19 protein-coding genes are annotated in these 14,503 nt (G+C 70.9%); 13 read left to right on the top strand and 6 right to left on the bottom strand.

Features of this window, described 5'->3' with window-relative positions; genetic code table 11:
• Positions 1 to 20: 20 nt before the first annotated feature.
• The 4 genes from ACIA5G_RS22160 to aroA are packed head-to-tail and all read left to right on the top strand — an operon-like array spanning position 21 to position 2,468.
• On the top strand, positions 21 to 386 hold the full coding sequence (locus ACIA5G_RS22160; RefSeq protein ID WP_395925995.1) for a F0F1 ATP synthase subunit epsilon: 366 nt from the start codon (positions 21 to 23) through the stop codon (positions 384 to 386).
• A 25-nt stretch (positions 387 to 411) separates the two neighbouring features.
• Positions 412 to 846 carry a DUF2550 domain-containing protein gene (locus tag ACIA5G_RS22155; RefSeq protein ID WP_395925993.1) on the top strand — a complete coding sequence of 145 codons (435 nt, stop codon included), beginning with the start codon at positions 412 to 414 and terminating at the stop codon, positions 844 to 846.
• Positions 847 to 898: 52 nt separating this feature from the next.
• The gene (locus tag ACIA5G_RS22150; protein WP_395925991.1) at positions 899 to 1,219 is read left to right on the top strand and encodes a putative quinol monooxygenase; all 321 of its coding nucleotides are present in this window, start codon (positions 899 to 901) and stop codon (positions 1,217 to 1,219) included.
• A 10-nt stretch (positions 1,220 to 1,229) separates the two neighbouring features.
• Positions 1,230 to 2,468 (top strand): 3-phosphoshikimate 1-carboxyvinyltransferase, encoded by a 1,239-nt coding sequence (gene aroA, locus ACIA5G_RS22145; protein WP_395925989.1) that lies wholly within the window; start codon positions 1,230 to 1,232, stop codon positions 2,466 to 2,468.
• On the opposite strand, the gene ACIA5G_RS22140 is transcribed toward aroA, so the two are convergent.
• Positions 2,465 to 3,040 (bottom strand): cob(I)yrinic acid a,c-diamide adenosyltransferase, encoded by a 576-nt coding sequence (locus tag ACIA5G_RS22140; protein WP_395925987.1) that lies wholly within the window; start codon positions 3,038 to 3,040, stop codon positions 2,465 to 2,467. The two genes, aroA and ACIA5G_RS22140, sit on opposite strands and share 4 nt — an antisense overlap.
• 61 nt (positions 3,041 to 3,101) lie before the next feature.
• Here ACIA5G_RS22140 and murA point away from each other — a divergent pair, with 61 nt between their 5' ends.
• Positions 3,102 to 4,376, top strand: a complete 1,275-nt coding sequence (gene murA / locus ACIA5G_RS22135) for a UDP-N-acetylglucosamine 1-carboxyvinyltransferase (protein ID WP_395925985.1) — start codon at positions 3,102 to 3,104, stop codon at positions 4,374 to 4,376.
• 1 nt (position 4,377) lies between these two features.
• On the opposite strand, the gene ACIA5G_RS22130 is transcribed toward murA, so the two are convergent.
• Positions 4,378 to 4,971 (bottom strand): TetR/AcrR family transcriptional regulator, encoded by a 594-nt coding sequence (locus tag ACIA5G_RS22130; protein WP_395925983.1) that lies wholly within the window; start codon positions 4,969 to 4,971, stop codon positions 4,378 to 4,380.
• A gap of 93 nt (positions 4,972 to 5,064) precedes the next feature.
• Here ACIA5G_RS22130 and ACIA5G_RS22125 point away from each other — a divergent pair, with 93 nt between their 5' ends.
• From ACIA5G_RS22125 to ACIA5G_RS22115, 3 genes are read left to right on the top strand one after another with little or no spacing between them, the layout of a single operon-like run.
• Positions 5,065 to 5,502, top strand: coding sequence for a nuclear transport factor 2 family protein (locus tag ACIA5G_RS22125; RefSeq protein WP_395925981.1), 438 nt, complete (start codon positions 5,065 to 5,067; stop codon positions 5,500 to 5,502).
• The gene (locus ACIA5G_RS22120; protein WP_395925979.1) at positions 5,495 to 6,313 is read left to right on the top strand and encodes an NAD(P)H-binding protein; all 819 of its coding nucleotides are present in this window, start codon (positions 5,495 to 5,497) and stop codon (positions 6,311 to 6,313) included. Before ACIA5G_RS22125 ends, ACIA5G_RS22120 begins: the two co-directional genes overlap by 8 nt.
• Complete coding sequence (locus tag ACIA5G_RS22115) at positions 6,310 to 7,509, top strand: alpha/beta hydrolase family protein (RefSeq protein WP_395925977.1); 1,200 nt, start codon at positions 6,310 to 6,312, stop codon at positions 7,507 to 7,509. Before ACIA5G_RS22120 ends, ACIA5G_RS22115 begins: the two co-directional genes overlap by 4 nt.
• Here the strand turns inward: ACIA5G_RS22115 and ACIA5G_RS22110 are convergent.
• Genes ACIA5G_RS22110 through ACIA5G_RS22100 form a run of 3 tightly spaced genes read right to left on the bottom strand, consistent with a single transcriptional unit; the run spans position 7,506 to position 9,421 of the window.
• Positions 7,506 to 8,120, bottom strand: coding sequence for a LysE family translocator (locus ACIA5G_RS22110; RefSeq protein ID WP_395925975.1), 615 nt, complete (start codon positions 8,118 to 8,120; stop codon positions 7,506 to 7,508). The genes ACIA5G_RS22115 and ACIA5G_RS22110 overlap by 4 nt on opposite strands.
• Before the next feature lie 54 nt (positions 8,121 to 8,174).
• Entirely contained in the window at positions 8,175 to 8,798 is a 624-nt protein-coding gene (locus tag ACIA5G_RS22105; RefSeq protein WP_395925973.1) for a LysE family translocator, read from the bottom strand.
• On the bottom strand, positions 8,798 to 9,421 hold the full coding sequence (locus ACIA5G_RS22100) for a LysE family translocator (RefSeq protein WP_395925971.1): 624 nt from the start codon (positions 9,419 to 9,421) through the stop codon (positions 8,798 to 8,800). The genes ACIA5G_RS22105 and ACIA5G_RS22100 overlap by 1 nt, the downstream gene beginning before the upstream one ends.
• A gap of 78 nt (positions 9,422 to 9,499) precedes the next feature.
• Between ACIA5G_RS22100 and ACIA5G_RS22095 the strand changes: the two genes are divergently transcribed.
• The 5 genes from ACIA5G_RS22095 to ACIA5G_RS22075 all read left to right on the top strand — a co-directional run bounded on the left by ACIA5G_RS22095 (position 9,500) and on the right by ACIA5G_RS22075 (position 13,888).
• Positions 9,500 to 10,030: a hypothetical protein gene (locus tag ACIA5G_RS22095; protein WP_395925969.1), complete on the top strand. Its 531-nt coding sequence runs from the start codon at positions 9,500 to 9,502 to the stop codon at positions 10,028 to 10,030.
• A 9-nt stretch (positions 10,031 to 10,039) separates the two neighbouring features.
• A complete protein-coding gene (locus ACIA5G_RS22090) occupies positions 10,040 to 10,558 on the top strand; it encodes a PH domain-containing protein (RefSeq protein WP_395925967.1) in 519 nt (172 codons plus the stop codon).
• 36 nt (positions 10,559 to 10,594) lie between these two features.
• Positions 10,595 to 11,131, top strand: a complete 537-nt coding sequence (locus ACIA5G_RS22085; RefSeq protein WP_395925965.1) for a hypothetical protein — start codon at positions 10,595 to 10,597, stop codon at positions 11,129 to 11,131.
• 65 nt (positions 11,132 to 11,196) lie between these two features.
• Entirely contained in the window at positions 11,197 to 11,715 is a 519-nt protein-coding gene (locus tag ACIA5G_RS22080; RefSeq protein WP_395925963.1) for a hypothetical protein, read from the top strand.
• Positions 11,716 to 11,869: 154 nt separating this feature from the next.
• Positions 11,870 to 13,888 carry a protein meaA gene (locus ACIA5G_RS22075; protein WP_395925961.1) on the top strand — a complete coding sequence of 673 codons (2,019 nt, stop codon included), beginning with the start codon at positions 11,870 to 11,872 and terminating at the stop codon, positions 13,886 to 13,888.
• On the opposite strand, the gene ACIA5G_RS22070 is transcribed toward ACIA5G_RS22075, so the two are convergent.
• Positions 13,881 to 14,438 (bottom strand): cysteine hydrolase family protein, encoded by a 558-nt coding sequence (locus tag ACIA5G_RS22070; protein WP_395925959.1) that lies wholly within the window; start codon positions 14,436 to 14,438, stop codon positions 13,881 to 13,883. The genes ACIA5G_RS22075 and ACIA5G_RS22070 overlap by 8 nt on opposite strands.
• Positions 14,439 to 14,503 lie beyond the last annotated feature (65 nt).

Genomic DNA, 14,503 nt, shown 5'->3' with positions numbered 1-14,503 from the left:
CCCGAGCGAAGGAGTGCTACGTGGCTGAGATGTCCGTGGAGCTGGTGGCCGTCGAGCGCCGTCTCTGGTCGGGTACCGCCACTTTTGTGGTGGCCCAGACCACCGAGGGTGAGATCGGCATCATGGCCGGCCACGAACCGGTGCTCGGGCAGCTGGTCGAGGGTGGCGTGGTCAAGGTTTCGACCACGGACGGTGAGACGGTCTGCGCGGCCGTGCACGGTGGTTTCCTCTCCGTGACCGGCACCGGAGTGAGCATCCTCGCCGAAAGCGCCGAACTTTCCGACGAAATCGACGTCGACGCGGCCAAGGCGGCACTGAGCGCCGACGACGAGACCGAGCGGGCGAGGGCCTCGGCCCAGCTCCGCGCGGCAGGTAAGTCGGCCTGAGCGAGCGACGGGCAGGAGCCGGGCCGTGAAGATCACCGTGGTGGTAGCCGGGCTCCTGATCGTGCTCGCCGTGCTCGTCGCCTGGTACGGCCAGCGGTGGATCCGGATGCGCCGCGGTGGGGGCGTGAGCGTCGCGCTGCGGTGGCGTCCGGACGCCGCGCGGTCCAGCTGGCACCTGGGGCTGGGCCGCTACGAGGGTGACGAGTTCGTCTGGTATCGGGTCTGGAGCCTGCGCACCGGCCCCGACCGCGTCTTCCAGCGGGCCAGCATGCAGATCGCCGACCGCCGTGACCCGTCCGGCAGTGAGGCCTACGCCGTTCCCGAAGGCGCCATCGTGCTGCGCTGCGAGTCCGAGACCCAGGAGGCGATCGAGATCGCCATGGGGCCGGGCGCGTTGACCGGGTTCCTCTCCTGGCTCGAATCCGCGCCGCCCGGGCGGCGGCTCCCGCGCGCTTCCTGACTGTCTCAAACTGGGACAGCCACGACTCCGGTTTTGGCCTACGGTTGAGCGCATGATCTTCATCGTGGTCAAGTTCCCGGTCAAACCGGAGCACGCGGAAGCCTGGCCGGACATCGTCGCGGACTACACCAAGAACACCCGCGGCGAGGCGGGCAACCGGTTCTTCGAGTGGTCCCGCAGCCTCGAGGACAAGAACACCTACGTGCTGGTCGAAGGCTTCGAGGGGCAGGACGCCGCCGTCGCGCACGTCGGCTCCGACCACTTCAAGTGGGCCACCGCGAACCTGGGCGCCTACATCAGCGACAACCCCCAGATCATCAACGTCCAGGACGCCTCCGACTGGGGCCCGATGGCCGAGATCTCACCCCACTAAACTGGGGTTCGTGACTCTCGTCGAGATCCCCGGCTCCAAGTCCGTCACCGCCCGCGGCCTGTTCCTGGCCGCCGCCGCGCACGGCACCACGACCCTCGGCCGTCCGCTGCATTCGGACGACACCGAGGGTTTCGCCGAGGGGCTCGTCAAGCTGGGTTACGGCGTCGACCGGCAGCCGGGCGCGTGGACCATCGAGGGCCGCCCCTCGGGTCCCGGCGTCACCGAGGCGGCCGTCTTCTGCCGCGACGGCGCCACCACGGCCCGGTTCCTGCCCGCGCTGGCCGCGGCCGGCACCGGGACGTTCCACTTCGACGCCTCCGACCAGATGCGCCGGCGCCCGCTCGGGCCGCTGACCGACGCGCTGCAGGAGCTCGGTGTCGACCTGACCTTCGAGGGCGAGCCGGGCCACCACCCGCTGACGGTCCGCGCGAACGGCGTCAAGGGCGGCGAGCTGACCCTGGACGCGGGTCTGTCGTCCCAGTTCCTGACGGCGTTGCTGCTGCTCGGGCCGCTGACCGCGGAGGGGCTGCGGATCACGGTGACGGACCTGGTGTCGGTGCCCTACGTCGAGATCACGCTGGAGATGATGCGCCGCTTCGGCGTCGACGTCCGGCGCGAGGGCAAGACGTTCGTCGTCCCGCCGCAGCCGTACCAGGCGTGCGAGTACCCGGTGGAGCCCGACGCGTCGACAGCCAGCTACTTCCTGGCCGCGGCGGCGGTCACCGGCCGCACGGTGACCGTCCCGGGGCTGGGTTCGACGGCGCTGCAGGGCGACGTCCGGTTCGTCGACGTGCTGGAGCGGATGGGTGCGCACGTGCAGCTCGACGAGGACTCGGTGACGGTCGCCGGGCCGTCGGACGGCCTGCGTGGCGTCACGGTGAACATGCGCGACATCTCGGACACCGTCCCGACGCTGGCGGCGATCGCGCCGTTCGCGTCCGGGCCGGTGCGCATCGAGGACGTCTACAACACGCGCATCAAGGAGTGCGACCGCCTGGACGCGTGCGAGGAGAACCTGCGCGCGCTGGGCATCCAGGTCGAGACGGGCCGCGACTGGATCGAAATCCAGCCGGGCGTGCCCGCCGGCGCCTTGATCAAGTGCCGTCGTGACCACCGGATCGCGATGGCGTTCAGCATCACGGGCCTGCTGGTCGACGGCGTCACGCTGGACGACCCGGAGTGCGTGAAGAAGACGTTCCCCGGCTTCCACCAGGCGCTGCGCACACTGCGGGACAGCTGGGGGATCTAGGAGGGCTGCCCGCCCGGCTGCCACAGCACGTCACCCTCGGGGTTCGCCAGCCGCGCGAGGATGAACAGCAGGTCCGACAGCCGGTTCAGGTACTTCACCGCGATCGGGTTCGTCGTCTCCGGCTCGGCTTCGTGCAGCGCCCAGGCGCTTCGCTCCGCTCGCCGGGACACCGTGCGCGCCTGGTGCAGGAACGCCGCACCCGGGGTGCCGCCGGGGAGGATGAACGACGTCAGCTTCGGCAGGCGGTCGTTGAACTCGTCGCACCAGCCCTCGAGCCGTTCGACGTACTTCTCGGTGATCCGCAGCGGCGGATACGGCGGGTCGTCGGAGATCGGCAGGCACAGGTCCGCGCCGACATCGAAAAGATCGTTCTGCACCGTGCGCAGCACGTCCGTGACTTCGGCCGGCAGCGCGCCGACCGCGATCGCGAGCCCGAGCACCGAGTTCGTCTCGTCGGTGTCGGCGTACGCGGCCAGGCGCGGCGACGTCTTCGGCACGCGCGACCCGTCGCCGAGCGCGGTTGTGCCGTTGTCGCCGACCTTCGTGTAGACGCGGTTGATGCGAACGACCATGAACCCACCATAGCGGCCCCCGCCCGGGCCGAATCCGGGCGAGAGGGCATGATTGGCGGCCATGAGCGAGCACTTCGACGTGCATGGCGGAGCCCGGCTGGTCGGCGAGGTCGACGTGGTCGGCGCGAAGAACAGCGTGCTGAAGCTGATGGCCGCCGCCCTCCTCGCGGAGGGCACCACGACCATCACGAACTGCCCGCAGATCCTCGACGTCCCGCTGATGGGCGACGTGCTGCGGAGCGTCGGCTGCGAGGTCGTCATCGAGGGCGACACCGCCACCATCACCACGCCGGCCGAGCTGTCGCACCGCGCGGACTCGGCGGCGATGGGCAAGCTGCGCGCGTCCGTCTGCGTGCTGGGGCCGCTGGTCGGCCGGCTGAAGCAGGCCGTCGTCGCGCTGCCGGGCGGGGACGCGATCGGCTCGCGGCCGCTGGACATGCACCAGAACGGCCTGCGCAAGCTGGGCGCGACCAGCACCATCGAGCACGGCTGCGTCGTCGCGAAGGCGGAGACGCTGGTCGGCGCGCAGATCTGGCTGGACTTCCCGAGTGTCGGCGCGACCGAGAACATCCTGATGGCGGCGGTGCTCGCCGAAGGCACCACTGTCATCGACAACTGCGCGCGCGAGCCCGAGATCGTCGACATCTGCACGATGCTCACCGAGATGGGCGCGAAGATCGACGGCGCCGGCACCTCGACGCTGACCGTGCACGGCGTGGAGCAGCTGCACCCGACCGAGCACAGCGTCATCGGCGACCGGATCGTCGGCGCGACCTGGGCGTTCGCCGCCTCGATGACCCGCGGCGACATCACCGTGCGCGGGGTCAACCCGCACCACCTCGACCTGGTGCTGAACAAGCTGGAACTGGCCGGCGCGGACGTCACGACGTTCGACGACAAGGGCTTCCGCGTGGTCCAGCCGGAGCGGCCGAGGGCGGTCGACTGGGTGACGCTGCCGTACCCCGGCTTCGCGACCGACCTGCAGCCGTTCGCGGTGGCGCTGTCGGCGGTGTCCGAGGGCACGTCGATGATCACGGAGAACGTCTATGAGGCGCGGTTCCGGTTCATCGAGGAGATGGTCCGCCTCTCCGGCGACGCCCGCACGGACGGCCACCACGCGGTGGTCCGCGGCATCGAGACGCTGTCGAGCGCGCCGGTCTGGGCGTCCGACATCCGCGCGGGCGCCGGGCTGGTCCTGGCGGGGCTGTGCGCGGACAGCGTCACCGAGGTCTGGGACGTCTTCCACATCGACCGCGGTTACCCGCACTTCGTCGAGAACCTGAACCGCCTGGGCGCCGACATCAAGCGCGTCAGCGGCGAACCGGCCCGCACCTGATTCACACCTCGCGGGCTCCGAGCGCGCGCAGGGCGTAGGTCACCAGGCGGTCCAGGTAGTCCGCCTCGGCCGGGGCCAGGCGGACCACCAGGCGCCAGTAGATCGGCGCCGCCAGGGCGTCGAGCGCCAGTTCCATGTCCAGGTCCGCCGGTAGCTCGCCGCGGGTGATCGCGCGGCGCAGCATCGCCTCGCCGACCTCGCGGCGGGGGCCGCCGATGGCCTCGCGCAGGCCGCGGCCGTGCTCGGGGTTGCGGGCGTCCTCCGCGACCAGGTCCGGCAGGATCCGCGAGAACAGCGGGTGCGTGAGCCAGTCGATCAGGGCCTGCATCGTCTCGCGCAGGTCTCCGCGCAGCGAGCCCGTGTCGGCATCCGCTGCGCGGGTCACGCTGAACTCCGTCACCACGGAGGCGATCATGTGGTCCTTCGACGCCCACCGCCGGTACAGCGCGCTCTTGCCGACGCCGGCGCGTTTGGCCACCGCTTCCATCGAGAGCCGCCCGTAGCCCTGCTCGGCGAGCTCCCACATGACGGCCTCGCTGATGGCCTGGGTGACCTCGGGCTGGAGGACCGCGGCGCCGGTCGGGGTGCGTGCCATGGGCGCAGTGTAGCGGGTGGACGGGACGGTACCGTCCCGTCTACAGTGACGTCGGGACGGTACCGTTCCGTCCAAACGCTCAGGGAGGCTCCGATGCAGCCACGAGAACTGGTCGACCACGCGCTCGACCTGCTGCTGAAGCACGACATGGCCGGGTTCGCCGGGCTCTGGGCCGAGGACGGCGTCCTCGAGTTCCCGTTCGCCGCGCCGGGCTATCCGCCGCGTGTCGAGGGCCGCGACGCGATCCGCGAGTACCTCCGCGACTACCCGAACCTCCTGGACATCCGGGAGGTCACGGCCAAGACCGTGCACGAGACCGCCGACCCGGCCGTGCTGGTCGTGGAGATGACGGTCGCGGGTGTCGCCGTCGCCGCGCAGAAGCCGTACGAGCTGTCGTACGTCGCGGTCATCACCTTCGACGGTGATGAGATCCGGCGCTACCGCGACTACTGGAGCCCGCTCGCCGCGGCCGAGGTCCTGGGCGGCGTCGACGAGCTGACCGCGGCCTTCACCGGCGGCGGCCGTGGCTGACGTCCTGGTGCTCGGCGGCACCGGCACCACCGGGAGCCGGGTCGTCGCAGGGCTGCGCGCTCGCGGTGTCCCAGCGCGGGCCGCCACCCGCAAGCCCGGCGAGCCCGGCCAGGTCCGGTTCGACTGGGCCGACCGCACCACCCACGCCGACGCGGTGCGCGACGTGTCCGCGGTGTACCTCCTGCCGCCGATCGGTGAGGCTTCGCCGGCAAAGCTGGTGTCGCCGTTCCTGGACGACGCGCTGGCGGCGGGCGTCCGCCGGGTCGTGCTGCTCAGCTCGTCGGCCGTCACGGCGGAGACGCCCGGGCTCGGCGACCTGCAACGGCTGGTGCGCGCGGCGCCGGAGTGGGCCGTGCTCCGGCCGTCCTGGTTCATGCAGAACTTCACCGGTGAGCACCTCGTCGCCCAAGGCGTGCGGGACGGCGAGATCGTCACCGCGACCGGCGACGCCCGGGTCGCGTTCGTCGATGCCGGGGACATCGCGGCGGTCGCCGTCCGCGCGCTGACCGATCCCGAACCGCACAACACCGAACACGTCCTGACCGGCCCTTCGGCGGTGAGCTACGCCGAGGCCGCCGGGATCGTCGCCGCGCACACCGGACGTCCGGTGCGCCACCGCGCCGTGAGCACCGCCGAGTTCACCGCGCGCCTGACGGCGTTCGGCCTGCCCGCCGAGTTCGCCCGGGTGCTGGCCGCGCTCGACGAAGACATCCGGCACGGCACCGAAGACCGTGTCACCCCGGCCGTCGAACAGGTCACCGGCCGGCCCGCCCGTGCGTTCCGCACCTTCGTGGAGGAGGAAATCCGATGAAGCAGCTCATGTTCGAAGAGGACCCGCAGTTCTGGTTCGAGACCCTGCGCCTGTTCGGCCACGCGGCCTACGGCGGCTCGGACTTCGGCGAGGTCCTCGCGGCCGCGTCGAGTGTCACCGCCGGCGACTACGACAGCTGGCACGACGCCTACCGCGGCCTGGCCGACCGGTTGTACGCCGAAGCCGCCGACGCGGGCCCGGTGACCGCGCGGGATCTGCTGCTGCGCGCGTCGACCTACTACTTCTCGGCGGAGTTCTTCCTGCACGGCGACCCGGCGGACCCGCGGATCGCGGCGGCGTACGACCGCAGTGTCGAGTGCTTCCGGCGCGCGGACGTCGCCGAGCCGGTCGAAATCCCTTACGAGGGAACGGTTCTGCGCGGTTACTTCTACCGCGCGCCGGGTGCGGGCCCGAAGCCGGTGCTGCTCGTGCACAGCGGTTTCGACGGCAGTGCCGAGGAGTGCCACTACATGGGCGGGGCCGCCGGCGCCGAGCGCGGTTACCACGTGCTGACGTTCGACGGCCCCGGCCAGCCGAGCGCGATCCGGCACGAGAAGCTCGTGTTCCGGCCGGACTGGGAGCACGTCGTCACGCCGGTGGTGGACTTCGTGCTCGGCCTCGACGGCGTGGACCCGGCGCGGATCGCGTTGCTCGGCATCAGCCTGGGCGGCGTGCTCGCCCCGCGCGCGGCGGCGTTCGAGCCGCGGCTGGCGGCGGTCGTCGCGGTCGACGGGGTGTACGACGCGGGTTCGGCGGTGACGTCGATGCTGCCGTGGTCGCGCGAGGAGATCGTCCGCCGCGCCCGGGCGGAGCAGGACGAGGAGTTCGACGCACTGCTCGCCGCCGGACGCCAAGCCAACTCGACGCTGCGCTGGGCGTGCGACCACGGCCGTTACGTACTGGGCGCGGCGACCGACCGCGAGTTCGTCGCGAAGTACCTCGAGTACACGCTCGAAGGCGGCATCGCGGAGAAGATCACGTGCCCGGCGCTGGTCTGCGAAGCGGCGGACGACCTGTTCTTCGGCGACTCCGAAGGCGACAGGGAAACCGAGCCGCGCCGGCTGTACGCGCACCTGAAGGCGCCGAAGACGCTGATGACGTTCACGGCGGAGGAGGGCGCCGACGCCCACTGCCACGTCGGCGCCCAGCGGCTCGCGGCCGGCCGGATCTACGACTGGCTGGACCGGACGCTCTAGGCGTCGACCGCCAGCACGGCGCCGAAGCCGAGCAGCGCGGTGCCGGTGACGCCGTCGAGGGTGCGGCGGACCCGGCGCCGCTGCAGCCAGGCCCGGATCCGGTGCACCCCGGCGACGATGACGAGCTGCCACAGCGTCGCGAGCACCCCGACGGTCGTGGCGAGCAGCAGCGACTCGGCGATCGTGGACTCCGGCGTCAGGAACTGCGGCAGCATCGACAGGTAGAAGACGAGGACTTTCGGATTGGTGAGGTTGCAGAGAAAACCTTCACGCCACCGCCGCCCACCACCCGGCTTGGTCCGCGTGAGCGCGCTGTAGTCCCCGCGCCACGCGGCGATCAGGGCCTTGACGCCGAGGTAGCCGAGGTACGCGGCGCCGGCCCAGCGCAGCGTCAGGAAAACCGGCTCGGACCGGACGATGACGGCACTGAGGCCGAGCGCCGCGGCGACACCTTGGGCGAGGTTCCCGGACCCGATGCCCAGCGCGGTCAGCACCCCGCCCCGCCGCCCGCCGGCGAGCGAGTTCTTGAGCACCAGAGCGGTGTCCGGCCCCGGCACGATCAGTACGAGCAAAACGAAGAGCACGTAGGTGCCGTAAGTTCCCCAGGTCATGACGCCAGGTTAGGACGGCGGCGTGAAGGCGTGCCGCGAATTCCGGATCGTGGGTCAGGCTTCGAGGGCCAGCGCCGCGCCGAAGCCCACGAGCGCCGTTCCCGTGGCGCCGTCCATGATCCGGCGGACACGCCGGCGCTGCAGCCAGCCGCGGACCCGGTGCACGAACAGCAGCAGCACCACCTGCCACACCACACCCAGCGCCGCGACCGTGTACGCCAGCAGCAACGAGTCTCCGAACGTCGAAGCCGGCGTGAGGAACTGCGGCAGCACCGACAGGTACAACACGATCACCTTCGGATTGGTGATGTTGGACAGGAACCCCTCGCGGAACCGGCGGCTCCGGGAAGCGCGAGCGCGACGCACGTCGTCGAGTGCCTCGTAGTCGCCGCGCCAGGCGCCGCGCAGGGCCTGGATGCCCAGGAAGACCAGGTACGCCGCGCCGAGCCACTTCACCGTCTCGAACACCGGCTGGTAGCGCGTGATCAGTGCGCCCAGCCCGAGCGCGGCCGCCGTGCCCTGCAGGAAGTTCGCGACGCTGATGCCCGCGCAGGCCCAGCCGCCGCCGCGGGCGCCGCCGGTCAGGGCGTTCTTCAGCACGATCATCGTGTCCGGGCCGGGCATCATCGCCAGGAACGCCATCATCCCGGCGAAACCCGCGTAGGTGCTCCACGTCATCAGGACTCCAGGGCCAGTGCGGCGCCGAAGCCGAGCAGCGCGGTGCCGGTGACGCCGTCCAGCGCACGGCGGACCCGGCGGCGTCCCAGCCACGTCCGGACGCGGTGCACGAACACCAGGAGCACCAGCAGCCACAGCATGCCGAGCGCCGCGACCGTGTAGGCCAGCAGCAGCGAGTCCCCGAAGCTCGAGGCCGGCGTGAGGAACTGCGGCAGCACCGACAGGTACAGCACCAGGACCTTCGGGTTGGTGATGTTGGAGAGGAACCCTTCGCGGAACCGCCGGAAGCCACCGCCGCGACGCCGCTGGGCCTGCTCGACAACGTCGTAGTTGCCGCGGAACGCGCCGCGCAGCGCCTGGAAGCCGAGGAAGACGAGGTAGGCCGCGCCGACCCACTTGAGCGCGAGGAACACCGGCTGCGACTTCGCGATGAGGACACCGAGCCCGAGCGCGGCGGCACTGCCCTGGACCGCGTTGCCGGTGAAGATGCCCAGCGACGCGAGCAGCCCGCCGCGGAATCCGCCGGACAGCGCGTTCTTCAGCATCACCATCGTGTCCGGCCCCGGGGCGAGCACGATCAGGACGACGATGACCAGGTAACTCCCGTACGAACTCCACGTCACGGCTGCCCACGCTAACCGACGGGTATCGGTCCGGTCTCGCGGATTTCCGTCACACCGCTCGCCGCGTAGCTTGGGCTCGTGTACCGGGGGGAACTGAGGCTGGACGACGGCGAAAGCCTGCTGTGGCAGTGTTCGCCGCGGCCGGTGCCGGCCGAGGTCAAGAACAAGAAGCTGCTCGTCGCGCTGTTCCTGCTCTGGCTCGGCGTCACCGGGTGGTTCGTGATCGAGGGGGAGGTCGTGGGAGCCCTCGTCTCGATCGCCCTCGGCGGCTGGGGCATCTTCGTCACCCGGCGGCAGGAGGCCGACGCCGAACTGGTCGAGTACTTCGTGACCGACCGGCGGATCGTCGTCCACACCGACGAGGACGGCAAGTTCGACGAGCGGGTCTACCCGTGGCGCGAACTGCCGGCGCCCACGCTGGAGCTGCACGACGACGGCACCGGCACGATCACCTTCGCCGACGCCGAAGATCGGCGCCGGCGCCGGATCATCCACCTCGACCGTTACGCCGAACGCGATCTCAAGCTCACGACCGTCGACCACCCACAGAGGGTGTTCGAGCACGTACAGCGCGCTCGGCACTCGGCGGAGGGCACCTCGGCAGAGTAGTGTTCGGCCATGTCAGCAGGGGAAATCGATCTTCTACCCGGTGAGCGCGTGCTGTGGGCGGGAGAGCCGGTCCAGCGCCCGTTGTACGTCGCCGCGGACGGGGTGATCGCCCCTGCCGGACTCGTTCTCGCGGCCGCCGCGCTCTGGTTCCTGCTCGCGAACGAGCCGAGCGGCCCCACGATGACCGCGGCGCTGGTCGTGCTCGTGATCGGCCTCTACGGCGCGGTCGGCCGCTCGCTCGTCCGGTACCTCGCGCTCGGGCGCACGACCTACGCCGTGACCGACAGCCGGGTCATCGCGCGCTCGGGCCTGTTCCGGCAGAAGGAACGCGCCAGCGAGCTGGCCGGCCTTTCCGAGCCGGTCCTCAAGCCGGGCCCGTCCCGCACCGGCACCCTCACCTTCGGGCCGGGAACGGTGACGCTGATGGGCATCGGCGAGCCCAAGCGCGTCCGCGACCTGCTCACCAAGGCCATCGGTGAGGCCAAGGCACGGCAAGCCCCGCCGGAACCGGGCACTTCGGCCGCCTGAGGGCAACCGCGGCGCCCGCCCGAGCGTGCTCCGGGCATGCAGGAACGGGTGCTGTGGACGGGCAAGCCGGTGCACCGGCCGCTGTTCCACCGGTACGACTACTTCGCGGCCATGCTGGTCGTGGCCTTCTGTGTCGGGTTCGTGGGTTTTCTGATCTCCGTGGACAAGCGCCCGGCCATCGGCGCCATGGCGGTGAGCTGCGGCCTGCTGCTCGTCCACGTTCCGGTGCGGGCCCTGCAGCTGCGGCGGCTGACCTACGTCGTCACCGACCGCCGGGTGGTCGTCGACGCCGGGGTGGTGTGGCGCCGCACCACAACCGCGCGGCTCACCGCGCTCGCGGCGCCGGTGGTGCTGCCCGAGCGCGGCGGCGCCGGGACCATCACCTTCGGCCCGGTCGAGCCGCACCTCGTGGCGGCGGCGAGGTACGGCGCCCACCAGCTCAAGTCCGGGCCGCTCCCCGTCGTGCTGGCGGGCATCGGCGAGCCGGAAGCGGTGCGTGCGCTGCTCGCCCGGGCGATCGGCGCGGCTCGCCGTCGGCAGCGCGCCGACGAACCGGATGATTCGCTCTTTTGAGCCGGATCGGGGCAACCACCGGCGGTTCCCGTGCGTGAGCTCGGCAAAGACAGGGGGAGACCACCGTGGACCTGCCGACGAACGTCCTGTTGCCGGGTGAGCAGCTGCTCTGGTCGGGACGCCCGCAGCGCTTCGCGCTCGACGGGACGGACTGGTACCGCTTGGCCTTCGGCGTCGTCTGGGTGACCCTCGGGCTCGTGTTCTTCGCCCACGGACGGCTCGGCTTCTTCCCGGTGGTCTGGGCCGTGGGCGGGCTCCTGATCGCGTGGGTGCCGGTCGCCCTGCGGCAACGGGCGCTGCGCCGTGCGGTGTACGCCGTCACCAACTGGCGGGTGGTGGTCGCCGACCGGGTCTCGGGCGCGACCCGCACTTCGGCTTACCTGGGCGCCTTGCCGCCGCCGGTCGCGCAGGCCGGGGCGGACGGTGTCGGCGCCGTCTCCTTCGGCGGCAGCGGCGGTTTCCTGGACGCGATGGTCAGTGCCGCGAACACCCGGTCGGCCCCGATGAAGTTCGTCGCCGTGCCGGACGCCGAACGGGTCCGCGACCTGATCGCGCAGGCGCAAACCCGGCCGCCGGCGGCCTGATGAGCGCCGGGGCCTTCTCTTCCCCGCCGGTGTGAGGGCCGCCGCCGGAAGGGTGCGCTGATGCGCTGAACTCACCCGGACGTGTCCGATTGCACTGCTCACTTAAGTTACCGGCCGGTACACTCGACGAAACGTCCACCGCCGGAGGTGTCCAGTGCCGTACCCAACGGACCGCGAACGAGACCGACCGTGGGTGATGCGGACCTATGCCGGGCACTCGTCCGCGGCCGCGTCGAACGAGCTGTACCGGCGCAACCTCGCCAAGGGGCAGACCGGCCTTTCGGTGGCCTTCGACCTGCCGACGCAGACCGGCTACGACCCCGACCACCAGCTCTCCCGCGGTGAGGTCGGCAAGGTCGGCGTGCCGGTGTCGCACATCGGCGACATGCGGCGGCTCTTCGACGGCATCCCGCTCGCCGAGGCGAACACGTCGATGACGATCAACGCGCCGGCCATGTGGCTGCTCGCGCTGTACGTCTCCGTGGCGCGCGAGCAGGCCGAGACCGAAGGCCGGGACGTCGACGAAGTCCTCGCGAAGCTCACCGGCACCACGCAGAACGACATCATCAAGGAGTACCTGTCCCGCGGGACCTACATCTTCCCGCCGGGGCCGAGCCTGCGGCTGATCACCGACATGATCGCGTGGACCGTGCACCACGTGCCGAAGTGGAACCCGATCAACATCTGCAGCTACCACCTGCAGGAAGCCGGTGCGACGCCGACGCAGGAGGTCGCGTACGCGCTGTGCACCGCGATCGCCGTGCTCGACGCCGTCCGCGACTCGGGGCAGGTCGAGCAGGCCGACATGGCCAAGGTCGTCGCGCGGATCTCGTTCTTCGTCAACGCCGGGGTCCGGTTCGTCGAGGAGATGTCCAAGATGCGCGCGTTCACCGCGCTCTGGGACGAAATCACGCGAGACCGTTACGGCGTAACGGATCCCAAGGCACGCCGGCTGCGGTACGGCGTTCAGGTCAACTCGCTCGGGCTCACCGAAGCCCAGCCGGAGAACAACGTCCAGCGGATCGTGCTGGAGATGCTCGCGGTGTCGCTCTCCCGCGGCGCCCGCGCCCGCGCGATCCAGCTGCCCGCCTGGAACGAGGCGCTCGGCCTGCCCCGGCCGTGGGACCAGCAGTGGGCGCTGCGCATGCAGCAGGTGCTCGCGTTCGAAACCGACCTGCTGGAGTACGAGGACATCTTCGACGGCTCGCACGTCATCCAGGCCAAGGTCGACGAGATCATGGCCGGCGCGCGTGAGGAGATCGCCCGCGTGCAGGACGTCGGCGGCGCGGTGGCCGCGGTCGAGAGCGGCTACATGAAGTCGCAGCTGGTCGGGTCGCTGGCCGAGTACCGCCGCGGGATGGAGAACGGCGAGCGGATCCTGGTCGGGGTCAACAAGTTCGAGACGACCGAGCCGTCACCGCTGCAGGCCGAGGGCGCGAAGGCGATCGAGACGATCGACCCCGCGGTCGAAAAGTCCGCCGTCACCGCGATCGAGGAATGGCGCACCCAGCGCGACAACGACGCCGTCGAGCGGTCGCTGGCTGCGTTGAAGGAACGCGCGCAGACCACGGAAAACCTGTTCGAGGCCACTGTGGACTGTGCCCGTGCCGGTGTAACCACCGGCGAGTGGTCCGGCGCGCTGCGCGAGGTGTTCGGCGAATACCGGGCGCCCACCGGGGTTTCCGCGGCCGCGGCCGGCGGCGGAGGTGACCCGGCGATCGAGCGGGTCCGCTCCCGGGTCCGGGAAACCGAAGCGGAACTCGGTGAGCGGCTGCGGATCCTGGTCGGCAAGCCGGGCCTCGACGGGCACTCCAACGGCGCCGAGCAGGTCGCCGTCCGTGCGCGCGACGTCGGCTTCGAGGTCGTCTACCAGGGCATCCGGCTGACGCCCGAGCAGATCGTCGCGGCCGCGGTGCAGGAGGGTGTGCACGTCGTCGGGCTGTCGGTGCTCTCCGGCTCGCACCTGGAGGTCGTCCCGCACGTCGTCGACGGCCTGCGCGCCGCGGGCGCCGGTGAGGTGCCGGTGATCGTCGGCGGCATCATCCCGCCGGACGACGCCGCGCTGCTCACCGAACGCGGCATCGCCCGCGTGTTCACCCCCAAGGACTACGAGCTGACCGACATCATGGACGGCATCGTCTCGCTCATCCGGGAGCGCCACGGCCTCAGCTGAGGCCCGCCAGGATGTCCTTTGTGGACTTAACGGTGGCGAACTGGTTCTGCAGGTTCGCCGCCGTCACGCGGTACAGCTCGTCGGCGGTGACGACGTCGCCGTCCACGCCCGGCATGTCGAACGTGAACGTCGCATCAAGCGCAAAAGTCACGTCGTAACCGAGGTTCCCGCCCATCCGCGCGGTGGTCTCGCAGCAGAAGTTCGTCTGGATCCCGGCGAGCACGAAGCTCGTGATGCCGCGCTTGCGCAGCCACGCGTCGAGGTCGACGTCGCCGATGAACGCCGAGTTGACCTGCTTGCCGAAGACCAGGTCCGGCCGGGCGCCGTCGAGTTCGGGCTTGAAGTCGTTGCCCGGCTGGCCTCGCCGCAGCGGCGAGTCCGGCTTCACGGAGTCGTGGTGCACAAGTACGACTGGCAGCCGCCGGGCCTGCCACGCGTCGAGCAGCGCCTTCATGTTCGCTTCGGCGCCGGGGTTGTTGCGCGGACCCCAGAAGTCCGCCTCGTCGAACCCGCGCTGGACGTCGATCAGGATGAGTGCCGTTTCGGTCATGACGTCGAGTTTCGCCGGTCTCCGTCGTTCCGGGGAGTGGCAGGAGACGCGCGATGCGGTACTTT

Origin of the sequence: Amycolatopsis sp. NPDC051758 (genome assembly GCF_044453095.1) — a bacterium.
Taxonomy (GTDB): Bacteria; Actinomycetota; Actinomycetes; order Mycobacteriales; family Pseudonocardiaceae; genus Amycolatopsis.
Note: the sequence above shows the minus strand (reverse complement) of the source record. Positions and strands in the feature narration are given on the sequence as shown.